Origin of the sequence: Endozoicomonas sp. G2_1, from assembly GCF_017744155.1 — a bacterium.
Lineage (GTDB): Bacteria > Pseudomonadota > Gammaproteobacteria > Enterobacterales > Alteromonadaceae > JAGHQT01.
On the sequence record NZ_JAGHQT010000005.1, the window covers coordinates 1 to 21,632 of the forward strand.

Annotated in this window: 13 protein-coding genes and 1 rRNA gene; 11 read left to right on the top strand and 3 right to left on the bottom strand. The window is 42.5% G+C overall.

Annotation, left to right across the window (positions count from 1 at the left end):
* The first annotated feature begins 12 nt into the window (after positions 1-12).
* Positions 13-127, top strand: a 5S ribosomal RNA gene (gene rrf, locus J7384_RS07995).
* A 615-nt stretch (positions 128-742) separates the two neighbouring features.
* On the opposite strand, the gene J7384_RS08000 is transcribed toward rrf, so the two are convergent.
* Together J7384_RS08000 and gltS are read right to left on the bottom strand one after the other, a co-directional pair.
* A complete protein-coding gene (locus tag J7384_RS08000) occupies positions 743-1,648 on the bottom strand; it encodes a LysR family transcriptional regulator (protein WP_209112837.1) in 906 nt (301 codons plus the stop codon).
* Between the two features lie 95 nt (positions 1,649-1,743).
* Positions 1,744-2,955: a sodium/glutamate symporter gene (gltS, locus tag J7384_RS08005; protein WP_209112839.1), complete on the bottom strand. Its 1,212-nt coding sequence runs from the start codon at positions 2,953-2,955 to the stop codon at positions 1,744-1,746.
* Between the two features lie 298 nt (positions 2,956-3,253).
* On the opposite strand from gltS, the gene J7384_RS08010 reads away from it, so the two are divergent.
* The 3 genes from J7384_RS08010 to J7384_RS08020 all read left to right on the top strand — a co-directional run bounded on the left by J7384_RS08010 (position 3,254) and on the right by J7384_RS08020 (position 8,269).
* Positions 3,254-6,124, top strand: a complete 2,871-nt coding sequence (locus tag J7384_RS08010; protein ID WP_209112841.1) for a TonB-dependent receptor — start codon at positions 3,254-3,256, stop codon at positions 6,122-6,124.
* A 106-nt stretch (positions 6,125-6,230) separates the two neighbouring features.
* On the top strand, positions 6,231-7,424 hold the full coding sequence (locus J7384_RS08015; protein WP_209112843.1) for a M14 family metallopeptidase: 1,194 nt from the start codon (positions 6,231-6,233) through the stop codon (positions 7,422-7,424).
* Between the two features lie 107 nt (positions 7,425-7,531).
* Complete coding sequence (locus tag J7384_RS08020) at positions 7,532-8,269, top strand: transporter substrate-binding domain-containing protein (protein ID WP_209112845.1); 738 nt, start codon at positions 7,532-7,534, stop codon at positions 8,267-8,269.
* A 53-nt stretch (positions 8,270-8,322) separates the two neighbouring features.
* On the opposite strand, the gene J7384_RS08025 is transcribed toward J7384_RS08020, so the two are convergent.
* A complete protein-coding gene (locus J7384_RS08025) occupies positions 8,323-8,493 on the bottom strand; it encodes a hypothetical protein (RefSeq protein WP_209112847.1) in 171 nt (56 codons plus the stop codon).
* 288 nt (positions 8,494-8,781) lie between these two features.
* Between J7384_RS08025 and J7384_RS08030 the strand changes: the two genes are divergently transcribed.
* The 7 genes from J7384_RS08030 (at position 8,782) to J7384_RS08060 (ending at position 21,017) form a co-directional block, all read left to right on the top strand.
* Entirely contained in the window at positions 8,782-11,787 is a 3,006-nt protein-coding gene (locus J7384_RS08030; protein ID WP_209112849.1) for a TonB-dependent receptor, read from the top strand.
* Positions 11,788-12,067: 280 nt separating this feature from the next.
* Entirely contained in the window at positions 12,068-13,831 is a 1,764-nt protein-coding gene (ggt, locus tag J7384_RS08035) for a gamma-glutamyltransferase (RefSeq protein ID WP_209112851.1), read from the top strand.
* A gap of 280 nt (positions 13,832-14,111) precedes the next feature.
* Positions 14,112-15,134, top strand: a complete 1,023-nt coding sequence (locus J7384_RS08040; protein ID WP_209112852.1) for a TAXI family TRAP transporter solute-binding subunit — start codon at positions 14,112-14,114, stop codon at positions 15,132-15,134.
* 20 nt (positions 15,135-15,154) lie between these two features.
* A complete protein-coding gene (locus J7384_RS08045) occupies positions 15,155-16,588 on the top strand; it encodes an amidohydrolase (protein ID WP_209112854.1) in 1,434 nt (477 codons plus the stop codon).
* Between the two features lie 33 nt (positions 16,589-16,621).
* The gene (locus tag J7384_RS08050; protein ID WP_209112856.1) at positions 16,622-17,443 is read left to right on the top strand and encodes a creatininase family protein; all 822 of its coding nucleotides are present in this window, start codon (positions 16,622-16,624) and stop codon (positions 17,441-17,443) included.
* An 18-nt stretch (positions 17,444-17,461) separates the two neighbouring features.
* Complete coding sequence (locus J7384_RS08055; RefSeq protein ID WP_209112858.1) at positions 17,462-19,630, top strand: ATP-binding protein; 2,169 nt, start codon at positions 17,462-17,464, stop codon at positions 19,628-19,630.
* A gap of 4 nt (positions 19,631-19,634) precedes the next feature.
* Positions 19,635-21,017, top strand: coding sequence for a sigma-54 dependent transcriptional regulator (locus J7384_RS08060; RefSeq protein WP_209112860.1), 1,383 nt, complete (start codon positions 19,635-19,637; stop codon positions 21,015-21,017).
* Positions 21,018-21,632 lie beyond the last annotated feature (615 nt).

Genomic DNA, 21,632 nt, shown 5'->3' on the forward strand with positions numbered 1-21,632 from the left:
TAACTGTTTATGCTTAGCGACAATAGCGTTGTGGTACCACCTGAATCCATGCCGAACTCAGAAGTGAAACGCAACTGCGCCGATGGTAGTGTGGGAGGTCCCATGTGAGAGTAGGTCATCGCTAAGCGCTTATTAAGAAAAACCCGCAGCTAACACTGCGGGTTTTTTGCGTTTACGGAAAAAAATATCGTCTAATACTCTCGGAATATCGCATATCACCAAGCTGTCGTTTGCCTATTATCGTTATACTCAATAGTCCCTTTCATATAGGTTACAGCGACGGGTTTAGACGCAAACCAACCGTTAAAAGAGTCTTCGTATAGAAATGACTAGCCTTCACTCCTAATGCATTTCTTCTGAACTATCGTCGTTTGAATCTTAGACCACTGCTTATTTTATGATATAACATTGATGTGACCATCTAAGGATAGCTGTCGTGGGTGAGCTTGTATTAGATTCCAATATATCTATTAGAATTCCGTTGACGTTAGTTTATTAGCTCAGTAAGTTTAACTCGAATATAGCGTAGCTATACCAACACTTTTAAAGGTTTGGTCACAGCGTTGTTTTTAGTGCGAGTATCATCTGAACCAGGTCTTTTTGCGTTAGATAAAAAAAGCCCTGCTTAAGCAGGGCTAATGACATTTAGGAAATGCGTCATTCAAAGGGGTGTGATGAAGCAATAGTCATGTTATTAACTTCTTCATCTTTAGCTTAGTTAACTCGCGATAATTTAACAGGACTAAGATTTTTGCTCTTCATAACCTAAAGCTATAATTTCTTTTTTCAAGAAAGGTATAAAGCTCTCTGCGACTTTAGGTAGGCCCCTATTTTCAAGGTATATGCCATTGACTGGAAAGTTAATGGCAGGATCAAATGATGCAACACCAATGTCATCAGTAAGGTTACCCATAGCTGTGTATCTATCAACGACACAAACCCCCAATCCTCTTGCTACTAATCTAGCCGCAATAAAGTAGGTCTCTACTTTAATTGGGAACTTGAGTTTAATGTGCTCTTCTAAGATTCTATGCCAAACAACATCACCGAGTGGTCCACTTTCGCCAATATCGATGAATTCGTAATCTTGGAGTTCAGCGAGTGATAGCTTTTTCGGACAATGAGGGAACTTACTCTTTGGATAAACGACAACAAGCTCAGATTGACCGAATTCGATTGTTTTAATGCCAGCTACTGGGTTAGGTGAAAATAGAACAGCAAAATCACACTTGTGTTCAAACAGTGCTTGAAGCACGGCTTCATTGTGAACTGCTTGGATGTTAAAGCTGACCTTCGGGTGCTCTTCATGGAAGGCTGCAACGGCGTTTGGTAATACATCAAAACCCAACGCAGGAGTTATACCAAGAGAGATATTACCAAACTCTGATTTTTTTATATTAGTCGCTGTATTTTTAATAGAGCGCATTTGTTGATAAATTTTATCAACTTCGTCAAAGAGCATTTCAGCTTCTTTGGTTGGGATTAGCCGACCTTTGACTCGATCAAAGAGCTTGAAACCAAGTTGGATTTCAGCGTGAGACAACACTTTACTTACTGAAGGCTGCGAGACATTCAGCAGTTTTGCAGCATTAGTTATTGAGCCAGTAGTATAGATCGCGTGAAATATTTCTATATGTCTTAATCGCATCGCCTTTATCCCCTTTTATTGTTGTTTTATTTACAATCAAGCTCGGAGCTTAATAGCTGGCTAACTCTCCTTAGCCAGCTTGTGCTTCGCCATACTTAACCTGTCACAAATGGCAGGCTTAAGTACAATTGAATCACTAATGCATTGGTAATATCGATAAAGAAAGCCCCTACTAAAGGTACTACTAAGAAGGCTTGTGGAGAAGGACCATGGCGAGCGACAAGCGCCTCCATATTTGCTACCGCTGTCGGCGTCGCGCCTAAACCAAAACCACAGTGACCACCAGCCATAATAGCTGCATCGTAGTTTTTACCCATGATGCGGAAAGTTACGAAATAGGCAAACATCATTAGTACTGCAGTTTGAATAAGAATAATAAACAACATTGGGCCAGCTAGTGCGGCTAACTCCCATACCCTTAGCGACATAAGTGCCATGGCTAAGAATATTGATAGTGCCATTGTGCCCCATAAATCGATACATGCGCGGCTAACGTTATACATTTTTGAAAACTCGCAAATGTTGGTTGCTGCTACACCAAATAGTAAAGGTAGTAGAAAGGCAGGTAATACCACACCAGCTTCTTTCAATCCCATATGAGCTACATGACCAACTGCCATACACAGTAAGATGATAAATAAGGTTTCCATCATCTTCTTAGGTGTGACTAAGTCGTGATCTTCAGGGTTGAAGGTCACCGTGTCGTCCATTTCTTCGTGAAACTCAGCAGGTTTTAAATTGTGTTTTTTGATCAATCTCTTAGCAACTGGACCACCGACAAGACCACCCAATACTAAACCAAGTGTTGCTGCCGCCATTGCAAGTTCGAAAACGCTGCCAGGCATACCGTATTCGGCAATAAATAGATCTGAATAAGTCGCACCGTTACCATGACCACCAGAGAGGGTAACAGAGCCGCCAATTAAGCCCATTAATGGTTCTAAGCCCGTCGCCATAGCCACCGAAACACCAACAGCGTTCTGAACCAACAAGTAAGCAGTTGCGACCCCTAAGAACAGGACAACTTTTGGACCACCTTTGATCAATAAACTGAAACTCGCGCCCAAGCCTACCGTGGTAAAAAAGAGAGTCATCAATGGGTTTTTGAAGCTCATGTCGAACTGCAAATGAAAATCAAACCCGAAGTGTGCAACAGCTGCAATTAATGAAAAAACAATACCACCAACAACGGGCTCAGGAATGTTATTGTTTCTTAGAAAGGCTATTTTGTTATTAAAAAAGTAACCGACAAAGAGTATTACTAGTGCGACTAATAATGTCTCGATAATTCCAACTTCAACATTCATATTTTGATAAACCTCATTATTGTTTTCTCTGCTAGTTTCGTGGCTTCTAGCTTATATTCTTGGGTTTAAATGCTCAAAAACTACAGAGCAATTTAGGGCGTTGAAACCTAAAGTAACATTAATTACTAGTTAGGTAATTTGCTTTTATCAAAACATAGTATAACTTTTGGTTATGTCTTTGTAACGATCAATCAATTGAATCTAGTTGAATATTTGTTCATTTTAGAAAAAGGTATAGATACTGTTTATAACTGTATAAAAATAAAGCCATATAAGAAAATAGAAACAAGGGTAAGTTATGAAAGCAAACATGATTAAGAAGCCTAAGCTTAAGCATTTAAGCTTATGTGTATTAACGGCACTAGCCCCTCAATTGGCATTTGCACAAGATGCTGAAGAAAAAGAAGTGGAGCGTATTGCGGTCGTTGGTTCAAATATCAAAATCAACCGAGACACAGGTGCGTTGCCTGTAACTACAGTGGGTGCTGAAGAAATTGAGAACACAGGTGCTCTTTCTGGTGACGAACTACTCGCTGAAATTCCACAAATTGGTGACACTGGCTTTAACGAAGCAAGAGCTGGTGCAGGTGTTAACGATGCTCGTGGTGATGTTTCTTCTATTAACTTACGCGGTGCTGGTTCAGGTAATACGCTAACGCTTTTGAACGGTCGTCGTTTAGTTCTTCACCCAGGTACTCAGTCTGAAAACCGCGTGCCAATTACTACGGTTAACTCTAATACGCTTCCTGTTAAAGGTTTAAAGCGCGTTGAAGTACTTCGCGATGGCGCTGGTGCTGTTTATGGTTCAGACGCTGTAGCTGGTGTTGTTAACTACGTATTGCGCGATGATTACGAAGGCTCTGAAGTAAGTGTTCGTTACGGTGAGTCTGAAGGTACCAGCCGCAACGATTTAAATATTGGCGGTATTACTGGTTTCTCATTTAATGACGACAAATCTCATTTAGTTATTTCAGCCAACTATTTGACTCGTGACGGTTTGGCAGCGACTGAACGTGCATATGCTGCTGAAACAGATTTGCGTTTAGACCCTCGTGTACCTGAAGCATTGCGCAACGATACTGATTTAGACAATAGTCATTTAGGTTCTCCATGGCTTGAATATCAGTTAGGCACAACTTCTGGTTCTTCAACGCGTTTCCACGTTCAACCAAGCACTGAATCAGGTTGTATTGACAACCAGCCATCTGGCTTATCTGCAGGCACTTGTATTGATCAAGGTTCACTAGGTCGCAATCAAAGATATAACCGCAACCTGGTCAACTCACTTGTTTCTGACTTAGATCGTGCAAATTTATACGGTATTTATACGCAAGAATTAACTGATGATTTAGAGTTATTCGCTGAAGGTATCTACTACTACGCGAAATCAACACGTGATCGTTTCGCTCCACATATCATTAGTTCACAACGCTTTACTGTTGCTGCTGACGCTTTCTATAACCCAACTGGTGAGTTGATTACAGTTCGTAACTACCGCGCGGTTGATGCAGGTCCTCGTGTTACTGAAGTTGAAGATAATAGCTATCGTGCTTTAGTTGGTTTACGTGGTTACGTTGGCGATTGGGATTGGGAAACTGGCGCTTTATACTCGAAAGCGAAAACTGAAGATACCACCTTTAACTGGGTGCGTTTAGATTTACTCGCTCAAGCAGCCAACAGCACAAACCAAGCTACCGCATATAACTTGTTCAGTGGTGGTGATCCAACAAATCTCGATTCTGCTTTAGATCCAACAGCTAACTCACAAGCGGTTATTGACTCAATCACCGATACTATATTCAGAGATGCAGAAACAGAACTTGCATTGGTCGATTTCAAAATGTCGACACCAGCATTGTTTGAATTACCTATGGGTGAAGTAGGCTTTGCTTTTGGTACTGAATTTAGACGTGAAACGTATGACGAAGACCGCGATACCATTTTAAATACCAACTTTGTTGATCCAAATACTGGTGCGACATTAGGCGGTAGTAACGCTTTGGGTAATAGCCCAACATTAGATAGCCGTGGTAGCCGCAATGTTTTCTCAGCTTATGCTGAATTCTATGTTCCGCTACTAACTGATGCACCATTTGCTGAATCAGTTGATTTACAAATTGCTGCGCGTTACGAAGACTTCTCTGACATTGATCAGGACGTATTGAAGCCTAAAGTGGCTCTTTCATGGGTAGCGAACGAATATGTTCAGTTCCGTGCTTCATTCGCTGAAAGTTTTAAAGCCCCAGGCATTCCTCAAGTTGTTACGGCTGGTTTAGCACGTTCAAACAACACAATTGATCCTGTGTTTGGTATTGAGCAAGGTACTACTGAAATTCGCAGTGGTAGTGACCAGTTAGAGCCTGAAGACAGCACAAACAAAGCGGCTGGTATCGTACTAAATCCAACCGAAAATCTAACGCTTACGGCGGACTGGTGGCAAATCGAACAAGATAACGCTATTGGCCAGTTAAACGTACAAACTCAAATTTTATTTGATGCGTTACTTCGCAGCCAAGGTTCTGCTAATGAAGCTGTTGTGCGTAATGCAGCAGGTGAAATTGTTCAAGTGAACAATGCTTACTTAAACTTGTTGCCGAGAAAGCTACGCGGTCTTGATTTTGGTATTTACTACGACTTCAGCACGGATATTGGTGACTTTGATATCAAACTAACCGGTGCCAGAATGTTAGAGTTCTCGCAAGAAGTTGATACTGTTACTCAGCAGGTATTAGCGGCTCAAGCTGCTGGTAATACAGCGCTTCAATTTGAAGGTCAGGATGTCAACGTTCCTGGTGCGGCTGGCACTTTACTTGCGCAAAATGGTAATCCTGAATGGCGCGCTAATGCGACCATTGCATGGAAGCGTGACAATTGGAGTGCGGGTTTAACGGGTCGTTATATCAGTTCTTTCGTCGATACTAGTGTAAATAATACCCGTGACGAAAATGGTGACGTGATCTTCTTACCAGTTGATAGCTGGTTTACCACAAATATGTATGTTAACTATACCTTCGAGCAAGGTTCGTTAGAAGGCACTAAGTTAACCTTTGGTATCCGCAACATCGCGGACCGTGAGCCACCGCTAGCCGATGAAACTTTTGGTTTTGACGGTAGTGTTCACAACAGCCAAGGCCGTTACTTCTACCTAGGTGCAACATACAAATTTTAATTGGCAACAGAGTTGAAACACTCTTTGTTTAGCTAATCAAACAATGGCTCGACTGGGGAACCGTCGAGCCATATTTTTCTCTACGGACAAATACAAAGGTAATAACATGAAAAAGCTATTGCTTACTTGCTCATTATTATTTTCCACCAGCGTGCTCTACGGTTGTGGCGCTACTGATACGACAACTGATAGCAATGTTACTAGTAGTAATGGGCAAGCATGTAATGTAGGTGATGTTCAACTACTGGCAGACTTTCCAACTTCTAGAATGGATGAGTGTCGTCGAGTTGGCAGCAGTGAATTTGAGGTTGTCTTAAAGCCTGAAAATACGCCAATTAATTCAAGTGTCTGGTACGCATTTAAAACGGTTGCTAAGCAGCCTACTAAAGTTAAAGTGACCATGAAGGTTGACGGCGATGTGCATCGCTATTTGCCAAAAGCGAGCACCGATTTAAAAACGTGGTCACTTATCGACTTTAATGATGATGGTGAGCTGCGCTCTTTTTCAGTAACAGCCAATAGCACGCCAACATACATCGCAGGTCAAGAAATTATAAATAATCAATATTACGTAGACTGGGCGAAAAAACTTCAAAATATGACTGATATTAGTCATGAAGTACTGGGCCACTCTATTCAAAACAGACCTATTTACAAGCTTGAAACAAAAGCGGATAGCAACAAGTGGTTGGTGCTTCTAGGTCGTATGCATCCGCCAGAAGTAACAGGCGCATTAGCTTTATTTCCGTTTGTTGAAACCTTGTTAGCTGATAACCAACTCGCTAATGATTTTCGCCGTCAGTACAATATTTTGTTGATCCCTAATATTAATCCAGATGGCGTTTATGCAGGTAATTGGCGTCACAACATGAATGGCGTTGACTTAAACCGAGACTGGAACAAATTCAAACAGCCAGAGGTACAACAAATCAACGCTTATTTAGAGCAACTTGTTGCCAATGGCCAAAAAATTGAATTTGCCATCGATTTCCATTCTACTCGTCGCGATATTTTTTATACCATGCCGTCTGACTATGGTGTTGAAAAGCCTTATTTTGTCGAGCATTGGCTTGGTGAGCTAGATCGTCAAATGCCTAAATTTGAAGTGATTCAAAAACCTGGCAATAACCCAAATGCAGGTGTTTCAAAGCAGTACTTTGCTGATAAGTTTGGTATTCACGCTATTACCTATGAAATGGGTGATAACACCGATAGGCAAGAAATTGTTCGCATAGCAGATAAAGCGGCAACGACTTTAATGTCAGTGATGCTTTCGGAGCAAGACCACAACGTTAAATAAATCGACAAATACAATTAGGTGCTATTATTAGTAGACACACTAAGGTCAACGCTATACTACTATGACCTCAATAACTAAAATAATAATACTTAATTATGTCGTTGCTATTGAAAGAAAAATATAACTCCTTCCTGAGCCAGGCAATTGTTTGTCTGGCTTTGTTGTTTTTAGCTTTTACTAGTTCAGCTAACCACTTAAAACAAATTAAAAGCGCAGTTGCACCAGAGTTTGTCAATGGACTTCATGCAAAATACCTAGCGTATATTGCCGATAAATTAGAAATGTCTTTAGTGATTAATCAGATGCCGTTTGCTAGGCGTTTGCAGGAAATGCGTACTGGTGGTATTGATATTATGGTTGGTTTGGTTAAAACCGACAGCAGAGAAGATGAGTTTTATTATCTTCAGCCTTCTTATGAATCACTCTCTTTTAAATTTTATAGCTTAAAAGAAAACAGAGCTTTAATAAGTGAATACAGCGACCTTGCCAATCTTGTTGTGGGGATTAATCGACATTCTGTCTATTTCGAGCAGTTCGATAAAGATAATTCTATCGTGAAGGTTAACGCTAGTGGTTTAGAAAATAACATCCAACTATTGCTTAAGAAAAGAGTAGACGTATTTATCCATTACCAACAGAGTACCGAGCCGCTGTTAGCGAAGTTGGGATTGACCGATCAGATTGTTGCCACAGAATTTCAAGTTGATAATTTAGTTGAACACTACGTTACCATTTCAAAGAAGTCGCCACTGGTAAATTACAGAGAGCAAATTGAAAAAGTCATTGCCGACGGGGTTGTCAGCAATGACTTTTTAAAAATCAGACTAGCGCACTATCAAAAATAAGTGCGCTAAAGCAAGCTTGAGTAATTATCGTTATTCGCTATAGCGCAAAATGGCTAATTGTAGCCCAACACGTAAGTATCGTTTGCTCCATCTAAGGTGTTAAAAAATTTAGCAAAGTGATTTTCCTTGACCTGCGCTGGTTTTTTAGTTGTTGGCTTTTTATCCGCGTCAGTCGTTTGTACGTGCTCAGTGTAATTTTTATTTACATTTTTTTCGGTATTCATAGTGATTCCTGTGCTTGCTTATTAATCAATAGTAAGACTGAATCATTATTCATAAAAATGACATAAGTAATTCATGTATTGGTCATAAACATTAGTTATGCCTATGCCTTGAGTAGCATAAATAACAAGGGATATAGCTAATTTTGTGAAGGGTGTATAGCTTTTGGCTATGTACTATTTAACTAAACTCATTAGTAAAGCTATTGTTTCTATTCTACTTTTAAATCGTTGAATGAAAATCAACCAGCTCAACGCTGATATAAATTAAAAAATAGTGGGAAGCATGAAATGTTTAAACTAAAGAAATTGTCAGAATCTTTATTGATTGCTTTTGCTGGCTGTGCCGTTGCGAGTGCACCTGTATTCGCACAAGAAGAACAGCCAAAAGAAGAAGAAGTTGAACGCATTGCAGTAGTTGGTTCAAACATTAAAGGTAGCACTATGACCAGTGCTTTACCTGTTACTGAACTAAACGCTGAAGAAATTGAAACCACAGGTGCCGTAGATGGTGATGAACTCTTGCGTTCAATCCCACAAGTCGGTGCTGTTGGCTTTACCGCAACTCGTGGCGGTAATACTGGTGTTAACGCTGCTCGTGGCGACGTTGGCTCAGTAAACTTACGTAGTATTGGTGAAGGTAACACGCTTGTGTTACTCAATGGTCGTCGTATGGTTAATCACCCGATTACCCAAACAAGCTTCGGCGTACCTGTAACCTCTGTTAACTCAAATACCTTGCCTGTTTCTGGCTTGTCGCGCGTTGAAGTCTTACGTGACGGTGCTGGTGCACTATACGGTTCAGATGCTGTGGCCGGTGTTGTTAACTACGTAACTAAAGACAACTATGAAGGTGGTGACTTTAGAGTGCGTTATGGTGCCGAAGAAGGTACTAGCCGCAATGACTTGTCTATCGCGGGTAGCAAAGGCTTTGAATTTAACGATGGCCAGACATTCTTCTTAGTCAGTGCCAATCTAAACCGCCGCAAAGGTATTCTTGCTTCTGAAAAAGATTATGCAAGCAACCAAGATCTGCGTTCACGTGCACCTGAAGAATTCCAAAGTGTTATCGGTTTTGATAACCGCTCAAGTTTAGAACCTCATGCTTCACTAAACTTCCTTGGCTTAGGTTCATTCCGTATCCGTCCAACTAACTTTGTTCGCGATAATGGCAGTTTGCGTGATGCGTCACAATGTGGCGGCCGAGGTGTTACTGCTGAACAAGCCGTGTTGGGTGATGTTTGTTTACAATCAGGCGGTGGCCATGATCGTGCATTACGCCCTAACCGTAACGAAGATCGTACGTTAGCGCCGGATATCGACCGCATAAATGTTTATACGAGCTTAAGTCATGAGTTTGACAGCGGCTTTGAATATTACAATGAGTCGACTTACTATCGCGCTAAAGCGAAGCGTCAGTGGGAACAGTCTGCTATTTTGAGTAATGGTACGTTCGTTGTTCCAGCACAGAGTTACTACAACCCATTTGGTCCAGTGACATTTGCTGATGGTCGAGTGAACCCTAACCGTATCCCTGGTTTAGATACAAGTGTGGTTCCGGAAGAAGGTCTTGACTACACCTTGCGTATCCGTCCAACAGATACTGGCCCACGCCGTGTAGAAGTAGAAAGCGATAGCTTCCGTTTCTTAAACGGTTTACGCGGTACTTACGATGATTGGGATTGGGATACTGGACTTTTATATAGTGAAGCAGAAACAGTTGATACTGCATACAACCGTATTAGCTCACCATTATTCTTAGCGCAATTGAGCTTAGACACGCCAGATGCTTATAACCCATTTACTGGCGTAAATCCGGCGGTATTGTCTAGTATTCAAGACTTTAGTCCAAACCCTCGTTCAAGCATTGATCCATTCATCGTCAATTCATCTCGTCGTGCAAAAACGAAATTGACTATGATTGACTTCAAAGCATCTAACCCATTCTTGTATGAGTTACCTGCTGGTGATGTTGGTATCGCATTTGGTTTAGAGTGGCGTAAAGAAGAGTTAGACGAAGATAATAGTGATATCTTTGATGGTTCAGACCCATTTGTTGAAGGTAACTCAAACCCAACTAACTTGAGTAGCCTTGAAGGTAGTAGTGTTCGCCCAGATGTTTTCGCTGAACGAAAAGTATTTTCTGCTTATGCAGAATTGGCGGTACCAATCTTAGCGGATTTACCAGGTGTTCACACCTTAGACGCTCAGTTAGCGGTTCGTTATGAAGACTTTGATGATGTTGGTAACATTACTCGTCCCAAGTTAGCGCTTTCTTGGTATCCGGTAGAAAACTTCCAAGTTCGCGGTGCTATTTCAAAGGGCTTCCGTGCGCCTAACTTGATTCAGCTTAACTCGCCAGGTACATCAATTACCACAGGTGTTGATGATTTTGCTGAAGGTATTGCTTTAGGTACAGGTGATATCAACGGTGAATTTGATGGTCAAGATATCAGTAATGGTAACTACTTGTTAGAAACGTCGGGTAACCAAGGCCTAGCTCCTGAAAAGAGTGAAAATATCAGTGTCGGTGTCACTTTCACACCGAACGACGATTGGGTTTTAACCTTTGACTGGTGGGAAGTTGAAACTGAAGGCACTGTAGGCGTACTTTCAGATGAAAACGAATCTCGACTTGATGCTGTTTTACGTGCTCAAGGTTCGTCTAACCCTCGCGTTATTCGCGGTACACCAGATGCAGAGAATCCACTTGGTGCTATTACTCAAATCGTACGACGTTATGAAAACTTAAATACTCGTACAGTAGCGGGTTACGATATTAGTGCTTTGTATAACATGGACACTTCAATCGGTGAGTTTACTTTCAAAGTAAATGGTGCTCGTACGCTTAAGTTCAATCAGACTGCTGGTGGTGATGCGGCAGCTATTGTTAACTTTGGTGCAGATGATGCTGTATTAGGTTCAGCGGTAGGTGACATTGTAGGTACAACTAACATTCCAGAATGGCGTGGTACTGCATCAATCAACTGGAAGAGTAAAGACGACTTATGGCGTTCAGGTATTTTCGTGAACTACGTTGGTGCTGTTGACGAAACTGGTATTTCTATCACTGTTGATGGCAACCGTCGCTTCTACACGATTGACCGTCACGTAACAGCAAACTACACGTTAACGCGTAAAGAGTTCATGAATAATGAAAACTTGAGCGTTACCTTCGGTATCAACAACATCTTCGACCAAGATCCACCGTTGGCTGATACTACTTTTGGCTTCTCTGGTGAGTTGCACTCAAGTATTGCTCGTTACTTCTACATGACAGCAAACTATAGCTTCTAATCAATATTGGTTTGATGTTATAGCGATAAAAAATCGGCCTATTGCTTTGCTCTAGGCCGATTTTTATGTTCAGGAGGAACGGTATCGCGCGGAGTTAGGGATAACTAAGAGCGCATATGTTTAGGAGTATAGGGATTGTACGACGTAGAACGAAGCAAGGCAGCCAGAGCCGAGGACGAATGGTCAGTTTTTTTGTTCCAGACAAAAGCTATGTACCTAAATCCATGTCGGCAATAACAAATATTCATGGATTAAAACGATCGTATACGCGGATGTGATTATGAAATACAAAACACTCTTATCAGCTTGTTTAGTTGCGGTGACCTCAGCATGTGCTGCTGATGGAAACGTTGCGCCAGCAAAGGCGAGCTTTGAACAACCTTACAACATGGGCAAAACCGGTATTGTCCGCTATGAAGATGTCTTTCATCCGGTTGTTGCCAAACACGGCATGGTCTCTAGTCAAAATAAACTGGCGACTAAAGTCGGAGTCGATATTCTGAAAAAAGGCGGCAACGCGATGGACGCCTCTGTCGCTGTTGGTTTTGCACTAGCGGTAACCTTGCCCCGTGCCGGTAACCTAGGCGGTGGTGGCTTTATGTTATATCACCAAGGTAAAACTGAGCAGAGCTATGCTATTGATTACCGTGAAACCGCGCCAACGGGTGTGACTGCTCAGCACTTTTTAACGGAAAGTGGTGAAAAAGATAGAAGTTCACCGGTTTCTTGGGATGCCGCCGGCGTACCGGGCTCAGTGGCGGGCTTTTATCAGGGATGGAAACAGTTTGGCAGTGGCAAACTCACTTGGCAGGAGCTAGTTGAGCCAGCAATTGAACTTGCTGAAAAAGGTTTTGCAGTTAATTATGATTTAGCACAAATTCTCGGCGCTAAAAGAGATGTACTGACCAAAAATGCTGCGACTAAAAAAGTGTTTTATAAGGCTGATGGCAGTAATTACGCCGAAGGTGAAATTTTAAAACAACCAGATTTAGCTTGGTCACTTAAGCAAATCGCCAAAGATGGTCCAGATGCTTTTTACAAAGGCGCAATTGCTGAAAAAATTGTCAAAGATATGAATAAGCACAATGGTCATATCGATGCGCAAGATTTAGCTAATTATCAGGTTAAGATCAAACAGCCGATTTTAGGTAACTACCGCGACCACCAAATTGTCGCTATGCCACCACCGAGTTCTGGCGGTGTGGTAATACTCGAGATGTTGAATATTTTAGAGCAGTTTCCATTGTCTGATTGGGGCATAGGCAGCGACAGTTATCACGTGATGGCTGAGGCAATGAAGTTATCTTTTGCCGATCGCGGTACCCATTTAGCAGATCCCGATTTTTATAATGTGCCAATTGATTGGTTTATTGATAAAAAGCGCGCCAAGAAACTATCTAATAAAATCGCCCTCGATACCGCTATCGATGCCACTAAACTCAAGGGTGACTTATTGCCAAAAGAGAGTCGAGATACCACTCATTTCTCAATCGTTGATAAAGATGGCAACGCGGTTTCTAATACTTATACCCTAGGTTACTCATTTGGTATTGCGAAAGTAGTTGAAGGCACAGGTATTTTGCTGAATAACCAAATTCACACATTTTCGGTTCGAGCAGGTATTCCTGGCGCCAAAGGCTTTATTGCTAGCACAGCGAATAAACTAGAGGCAGGTAAGCGTCCAGTGAGTTCACAATCACCCATTATTGTCTTAAAGGACAACAAACCGTTCTTAGTGACGGGTAGTCCGGGTGGTAGCCGCATTATCAACGCGGTTACTCAGATGATTGTTAACACCATTGACCATCAAATGAACGTTACTGAGGCAACCAATGAACGTCGTATTCATCACCAATGGATTCCTGACCGCTTAGAAGTTGAACCGGGCTTCAATCGCGATACCATCAAGTTATTGCGTCAAAAAGGTCAAAAGGTTGAAGAAACCGCGACTATGGGCAGCACTCAGTCAATCATGGTTAAAGATGGTTTCTTATTTGGTGCGTCTGATCCAAGACGTCCAAATGCCTTAACTGAAGGATACTAGTTTTACCTTCTAAGAGAAAAGGTGATAGTGGTTGCTATCACCTTTTTTGTTTTTACAGACTGGCATTAAGGCGTTTAAGCAATAAATAGCCTGTTTTTGATTTAATGAGCTAAATATTGCTTATTTTCTGTTTTTTATTTTGGTAAAACTATTTTATATCTATATTTATCAGTGCTTTAAGTTTTTGGTGTGAATTCTGCTAAGCTGAGTTTAATACTGATAACTTGAGTTTCTGTGTTGAGCCAGTTGGCTTGATACGCAACTGACCTAAGAACCCATCATGCCGCTAACGACTAAATCGATTGCCAAGCTATTATTGATTGCCTGTGCACTGGCGAGTGTCGCTATTGGTGTAGTTTTTACTCCGAGTCTGACAGAGAGTACTAACAAGCGACAGTACGTTTTAACGACAGGCTCAACTGGAGGCACTTTCTATCCGGTCGGGGTTGCACTATCGACCCTTATTCAAGCAAAACTGGCGCCTACACATGCCTTGTCGTTATCTACTGTGACCTCGGCAGGCTCGGGTGAAAACATCAGTTTGTTAGCACAAAACCAAGCTCAGTTTGCGATCATTAACGGTTTGTATGGTGTTAATCAACAGCCGCTAAATCAACAAGCAAATTTGCTTGCTGTATCTATGCTATGGCCGAATGTAGAGCAATATGTCATTCCAACGACTAGGGTCGTAACCGGCGATATTTCAGATCTCAACCATCTCACGGGTGCCACGTTTTCGATTGGCAAGAAAGCATCGGGCACCGAAAGATCGGGACAAACTATTCTAACTAACTTGGCGATTCCAGTTTCTTCGTTCAAGCTCACACATACCAGTTATTCTGTATCGACAGATGCCTTGCAAGACGGCTTGATCAGCGGCATGAATATTCCTTCTGGTGTGCCAACACCCGCAATAAATCGAGCCTTTGCCAGTATGGGTAGCAATATCACTATGCTCAACTTTACTGATGAGCAGTTGGCCTTAGTGAACAAAGATTTTGAGCTGTGGTCGAGATACGTCATCGCTGCCAATACATACCCCGGACAAACCCAACCCATTTACACCATTGCTCAACCCAATTTCCTCGCCGTACGCGCTGATGTTGATGAGCAAGATGTTTATCTACTGACCAAGGCGATTTATCAAAATTTAGCATTTCTTCACGGTATACATCCCGCAACCAAAACCATGGCACTAGAAAAGGCTTTCTCAGCGTTACCTGTGCCATTGCACCCGGGGGCTGCTCGTTATTACCGAGAAGCAGGTCTGTCAATACCAGCAAAATTATTAACCAACCAATAACGAGAGAAAAAGAGCTAGCTATGCCAATTAACAAGCGTTCAATATTGATAAGTATCTTGATGACAGTATCGAGTTTTACTATGGCTAACCAGCAGCAGGACGACTTGTTGTCGTGGATGGATACTCGCTATCAGCACACGGCCTCAATGGCGAAACAGATTTGGGATTTTGCTGAATTGGGTTACTTGGAGCAAAAAAGCTCACAATTACTACAAGATAAATTAGCGGCTGAAGGTTTTGTGATTGAAACTGGCGTTGCTGGCATTCCAACAGCCTTTACTGCAACTTATGGCAGTAAAGGCACTGTCATCGGCATTTTAGCTGAGTTTGATGCTTTACCCGGTTTGAATCAAGCAGCTGAGCCATTTCGCAGTCCAGTTGAAGGCAAACACGCTGCTCATGGCTGTGGTCATAACTTGTTTGGTGCTGGTTCAGTAAGCGCGGCTATTGCAGTGAAAAAATGGCTCAAAGATAGTGGTCAAGACGGTGTTATCCGCTTGTATGGCACGCCAGCTGAAGAAGGCGGCAGTGGCAAGGTTTATATGGTTCGCGAAGGCCTTTTTGACGATGTCGATTTTGCTATTCACTGGCATCCAGGTTCTAATAATAACGCCGAAGCACGTAGCTCATTAGCCAATCGTTCGGCGAAATTTCGCTTTCACGGAATCTCTACCCATGCCTCGGGTGCGCCTCATAAAGGCCGTTCTGCGCTTGATGGTGTTGAGGCCTTTAATCACATGGTTAATTTGATGCGTGAGCATGTGCCACAAGAAACGCGTATTCATTATGTTATTACCAAAGGCGGTGTCGCACCAAATGTTGTCCCTGACTTTGCTGAGGTTTTTTATTATATCCGCCATCCTAACGCAGAAACCTTAAAAGAGATTTGGGCGCGTGTTGAAGATGCCGCTAAAGGGGCTGCCATGGGGACTGGCACACAGGTGAACCGTGAAATTATCCACGGCAATCACTCTCTGTTACCTGTTGAAGCGCTATCTAAAGCGGCACATAAACACTTAACTCGGGTTGGCGGTATTGAATATAACGCAGAAGAGCAAGCCTTTGCCGAAAAAATTTATCAAACACTCGATAAACCCAGTGCCAAATTAGGTAGTGAAAAAGAAATTAGACCTTATCGCATGCGCCGAAGTGGTGGTTCTACTGATGTTGGCGATGTCAGTATGGTTGTGCCAACGGTGCGCATTTCAACCGCGTCTTATGTTCCAGGTACGTCGAGCCACAGCTGGCAATCTGCTGCTGCGGCTGGTATGTCAATTGGTTTTAAAGGTGCTCATAATGCCTCGAAAGTCATGGCGCTAATGGCCATTGAACTCTATCAAAATGCTCAGTTGCGCGCCGATGCTAAGGCTGAGTTTGAACGTCGCCGCGGTGATAACTTTAAGTATGTCCCTTTACTGGGAGATCGACAACCACCATTAGAATATCGTAAATAATTAGCTGTTAATTTTTAGCCACTTGGATTGATTATGAAAAAAATATTTAGTGTTATTGTCTTGCTGATTGCCTCTACACATTGGCAGGTGATGGCAGCTCAAAGCAAAAATCCGATTTCGCCATATGACACCGTCTTTATCGAAGAAATGACTTGGCTGGAAGTGAGAGATGCAATTAAAGCCGGTAAAACTACCGCTATTATTGCCACTGGCGGTGTTGAGCAAAACGGCCCTTATCTCGCTACTGGCAAACACAATGTTATATTGAAACTGACTACGGATAAAATAGCTCGTCAGCTTGGTAACGCGTTGGTCGCACCCATAGTTGCTTTTGTACCTGAGGGCGATAAAAAGCCACCGACTAAACACATGCGTTACCCTGGTACTATTAGCTTGACTGAAAAAACCTTTATGCTGTTGTTAACTGAAATCGCTGAAAGCCTCAAAGTTCACGGCTTTACCGAGATTGTTTTACTCGGTGATAGCGGTGGTAACCAAAGTGGTATGAACAAGTTAGCTAAATCACTTAACAAAGCCTGGCAAAAAGATAAAGCTCGCGTGCACTTTGTGCCTGAATATTACGACAATCCTCGTTGGACTAAATGGTTGCAAGCGCGAGGTATCAACGAAGTGAAAGACGGTGAACATCACGATTTTCGCCACACAGCGCTGATGATGTTGGCGGACCCGATGAGTGTGCGTATGCCACAGCGCATAGCAACGGGTGATTTTAGCGTTAACGGTATCGATCTAATGCCAATGTCGAAAACGCTCTCTTTGGCAAAAGAGTTGTTGCGTTATCAAACTGATATTACCGTTGCTGCAATTAACCAACGCGTTAATGCGAAGCCTTAAGCTAACAAGGTAAATTTGGTGTCAAAACTTGATATAAACCACCACAACACGCCAATTTATCCGGCCAGTGATCAAGTGAGCCACAGCCAGTTCAAGCCTGTGCTGGCGCTTAGTCTTGCGATTTTTGCCTTGGGTTTATTGTTGAGTTTGGCGGTTTATTTATTTCGCTATAACTGGGCGCTAATTGACTTGCACCAAAACAACAGTAATCGCTTGCTCAATACGGTCACTAGTTTGCGCAACGAAATTGCTCAATACCAAGATTTACCTTATTTTCTCGCTCAGAATCGAGAGATTAAAAACTTTTTAGTTAATTTGGCTGATGCTAGTCAAAACTCGAAAGCTGAAATAAACCGCTACCTCGAACAAACGAATTTAATCGCGGGTACAAGCGCACTGATGATTCTCAATGAACAGGGCCACGCGGTTGCTTACAGTAATTGGCGTCAGTTTCCTCGGGCAAGTATTGACGGTAAACGTTTAAAACAAGGGGCTAGCTACCATCAACACGACTTTTTTTTACAGGCTTGGTCGGGGGACTTAGGGCGTCAGTTTTGGACCGACGGTCAAGGCAATTCAGCCTACTATTTAGCGGCGCCTATCCACATTAAAGAAGCTTTTGTCGGCAGTGCTGTGGTTCGGATTGACGTGGTTAAGTTAAAACGTCAGCTCGCTTTTGCTTACGACTATTATGTTAGCGATGACAACAACAATCTGCTCTTCGCCAATTTAACTCAGGCTTACAACTTCGACAAAAACCTGGTCGCCTTAAAGGTAAAAATACAGCAGTTAACTGATGGCCGAACCATTGAGCTCGAAAATACGTTTGCCCAACCGCAATTACATCAATGGGTACAGCTGCAAGATTTACACTGGCGAGTTGGTTTGTTAACGCCAACGCGACAAGCACAACAACAGGCGTTAATCGCTGGTGCAATCGCTGCTGGTGGTTATTTGGCTTTCGTTTTGTTCGCGCTTTATTTGCGGGAGTCGTATCAAAAGCGACAATCGCGCGAAAAGGTCATTCAAACTCAAATAGAGAGTGAAAAACGACAACGGCAAATTATTAACAATGCTCAAGTGGGTTTGCTGACCGTTGACAAGCGCGGCACCATTATTTTTGCCAATGCACTGTTTATTGAACAATTTTCTGCTCAATCTGAGACCTTGGTCAATAAAAAATTGATCAACTTACTGACCGGTGCCAGTGCCAACCAGCTGATTAAAGAATGTTTAGTTAAGCTGGGTCAAGGAGTATTCAGCCCACTACAGGGGCAAGAAGCAAGCTTTAGACGGTTTGATGGTACAGTCGTGCCTGTGCTTTTTTCTATTCAAAGCATGCTGGCGGAGAATAATACCTTTTATCTGGTTACGATAATGGATATTACTCGGCGCAAAGCACTCGAACAGCAATTATTGCAAGTTAATCAATCGTTAGAGCAGCAGGTTGAACAAAGAACAGCGGCATTAAAATCGACTCAAGCTGAGTTGGTGCAAGCGGAAAAATTAGCTGCTTTAGGGCGGATGTCGACTGGGGTTGTCCACGAGCTCAATCAACCGTTAACGGCAATGCGCAATTACCTTGCCATCATTAAGCAGGTTAGTCATTCACCTGAGTTTTTAGGTGAAAACCTAAGTCAGCTCAATGTTTTGGTTGACCGAATGGCAGCCATTACCGGCCAACTTAAAACCTTTGCTTACAAGAATTCACAACCGCTTGAACAGATTAATTTGGTGGCAGTGGTTAACAAGGTGGCATCTCTATTTCAGCCGAAGTTTGAACAAGAGAGAATTGCTTTGTCGATGTCTTTTGAACAAGAACAAGTGCATGTAATGGCAGACTGGGTAAGGTTAGAGCAAGTGTTGACCAACTTGATAGAAAACGCATGCCAAGCAATGATTGGAGCGGAAAATAATACCGCTGCTCACCAACTCAGCATTGCAGTATTAATCGAACATCAAAACGTCATGGTGACCGTTGCTGACAATGGCCCCGGTATTGACGAACAACAACAGCAACATTTATTTGAGCCATTTTATACCACTAAGCCAATGGGACAAGGCCTCGGCCTAGGCTTGGCAATTGTTCACAACATAGTCAATGATTTAGAGGGTAAAATGGTGGTCAGCGACCATCAGCCGGGTCTAAAAATAGGTTTTGTTTTGCCTATTGCACAGGAGAAATAAACGAATGTCAGTAATTCGTGGCAAAGTAATTTTGGTCGATGATGAAGCCATGGTGCGTCAGTCAACTGCCCAGTGGTTTCAAGTTTCAGGCTTTGAAGTGCAGAGTTTTGCCTGCGCTAAAACCGCACTCGCAGCGATTGATGAGAGCTTTGACGGCATAGTCGTCACCGATGTGCGCATGCCCAACGTCAGTGGTTTGGAGTTGCAGCAGTTAATCCGCAATATTGACCAGACCATCCCCGTGATTTTGCTAACTGCACATGGCGATGTCGATATGGCAATTCAGGCGCTTAAAGACGGTGCTTACGATTTTATCGAAAAGCCATTTGTTCCTGAGCGTTTAGTTGAAGCCGTTGACCGCGCCTGCCAACAGCGTCAACTGGTGTTAGAAAATCAGCGTTTGAGTGAAGCGGTGGTTAGTGAAACGGGTATCGATAGCAAGATTATTGGTATTTCACCCGCGATAGTGAGGCTTAAGCGCAATATTTTAAAACTCGCTAAACTCGATACCAATGTGATTATTTATGGAGATACCGGCACAGGCAAAGAGTTGGTCGCCCAGTGTTTACACGACTTTGGCAAACGAGAAAACAAGCACTTTGTGCCGATTAACTGTGGCGCTATTCCTGAAAATTTAATTGAGAGCGAATTATTTGGCCATGAGTCAGGCGCTTTCACTGGTGCCACCAAAACGCGTATTGGTAAGTTTGAGTATGCCAGTCAAGGTTCGTTGTTTCTCGATGAAATTGAGAGTATGCCAACCCATTTGCAAATTAAATTACTGCGTGCGTTGCAAGAAGGCACTATTGAGCGTTTGGGGGCTAACCGCAGTATCAACGTCGATTTACGGGTAATTGCCGCCGCTAAATGTGAACTTAGAGATCACCCTGAGTTCCGACAAGATTTGTTTTATCGGCTTAATGTTGCCGAGTTGCACATACCGCCATTAAAAGAACGCTTAGAAGATGTACCGTTGTTGTTTAATCACTATTTGCGTTTAGCTTGTGCGGCTCATGAACAAGAAATTCGCCCTCTATCTGAGCATGATTTAGTGACCTTAACCGAGTACCAATGGCCGGGTAATGTCCGCGAATTAAAGAACGTTGCCATCCGTTATTCGCTCGATGATGAAGTCTCGGTAGCGGATATTTTAATGATCAGTAATCCGAAAGTGAGTTTAGATGATCCAGCTGAACTTAATGTTGAGCACAGTGACTTACCACTTTCGGTACAAGTTGCACAGTTTGAAGCAGAAGTTATCCGCAATGCCCTTAGTGTTAATCAAGGCAGTATTAAAGCGACCATGGCGAGTTTAGATATACCACGCCGCACCCTCAATCAAAAAATGATTAAATACGGCTTAGACCGCAAAAACTTTAAAGACTAAACCGTCACTTTCAACTAGCAGCTATTCCCGTCAACTTATACCCAAGCCACCTCAAGATGCTTGTTCAGTTGGAATTAAAAGCGATTTAGACAAGGCATTGATTGTAAATAATGGTTGTTCCCTTGTAAAAATCAATAACGCTGCATAAATCGTCTTTTAAACCAACCCTTCGGGCGCTTCACAGGAACTTACTCTCTGCGTTGCAGCTAATTGAAAGGGAGTAACCATTCCTGCTAGCTGCGCCTTGATATTAAGTTCCTGTGACAGCGCTGAATCACGTATCTTGAGATGGTTTGGGTATACATTAACTAATACTCAGAAACTGCCGTTTAGCAGCAGTTTCTTATGCTTGTTGACGCATGCTGTATTTACCGTCCTCTGAACAACTCATCTTGACTTTCTAGGTTCATTTTACTCTCAAACAACCTGTTTTTACTTCACATCTTACTCTCACTAATTGTCGATAATTTGAGCGCTTTGTTGCTGGTTTTATCGCCTGATTTTAAGCTGGTTCTTGCTCGTTAATTTAAAAAAGTCAATAAAATCATGTTTTTATATTTTGGACTGGTTTCTGCAATTACCCATTAGCCAAGGCAAATAAGCATTTGGTGAAAT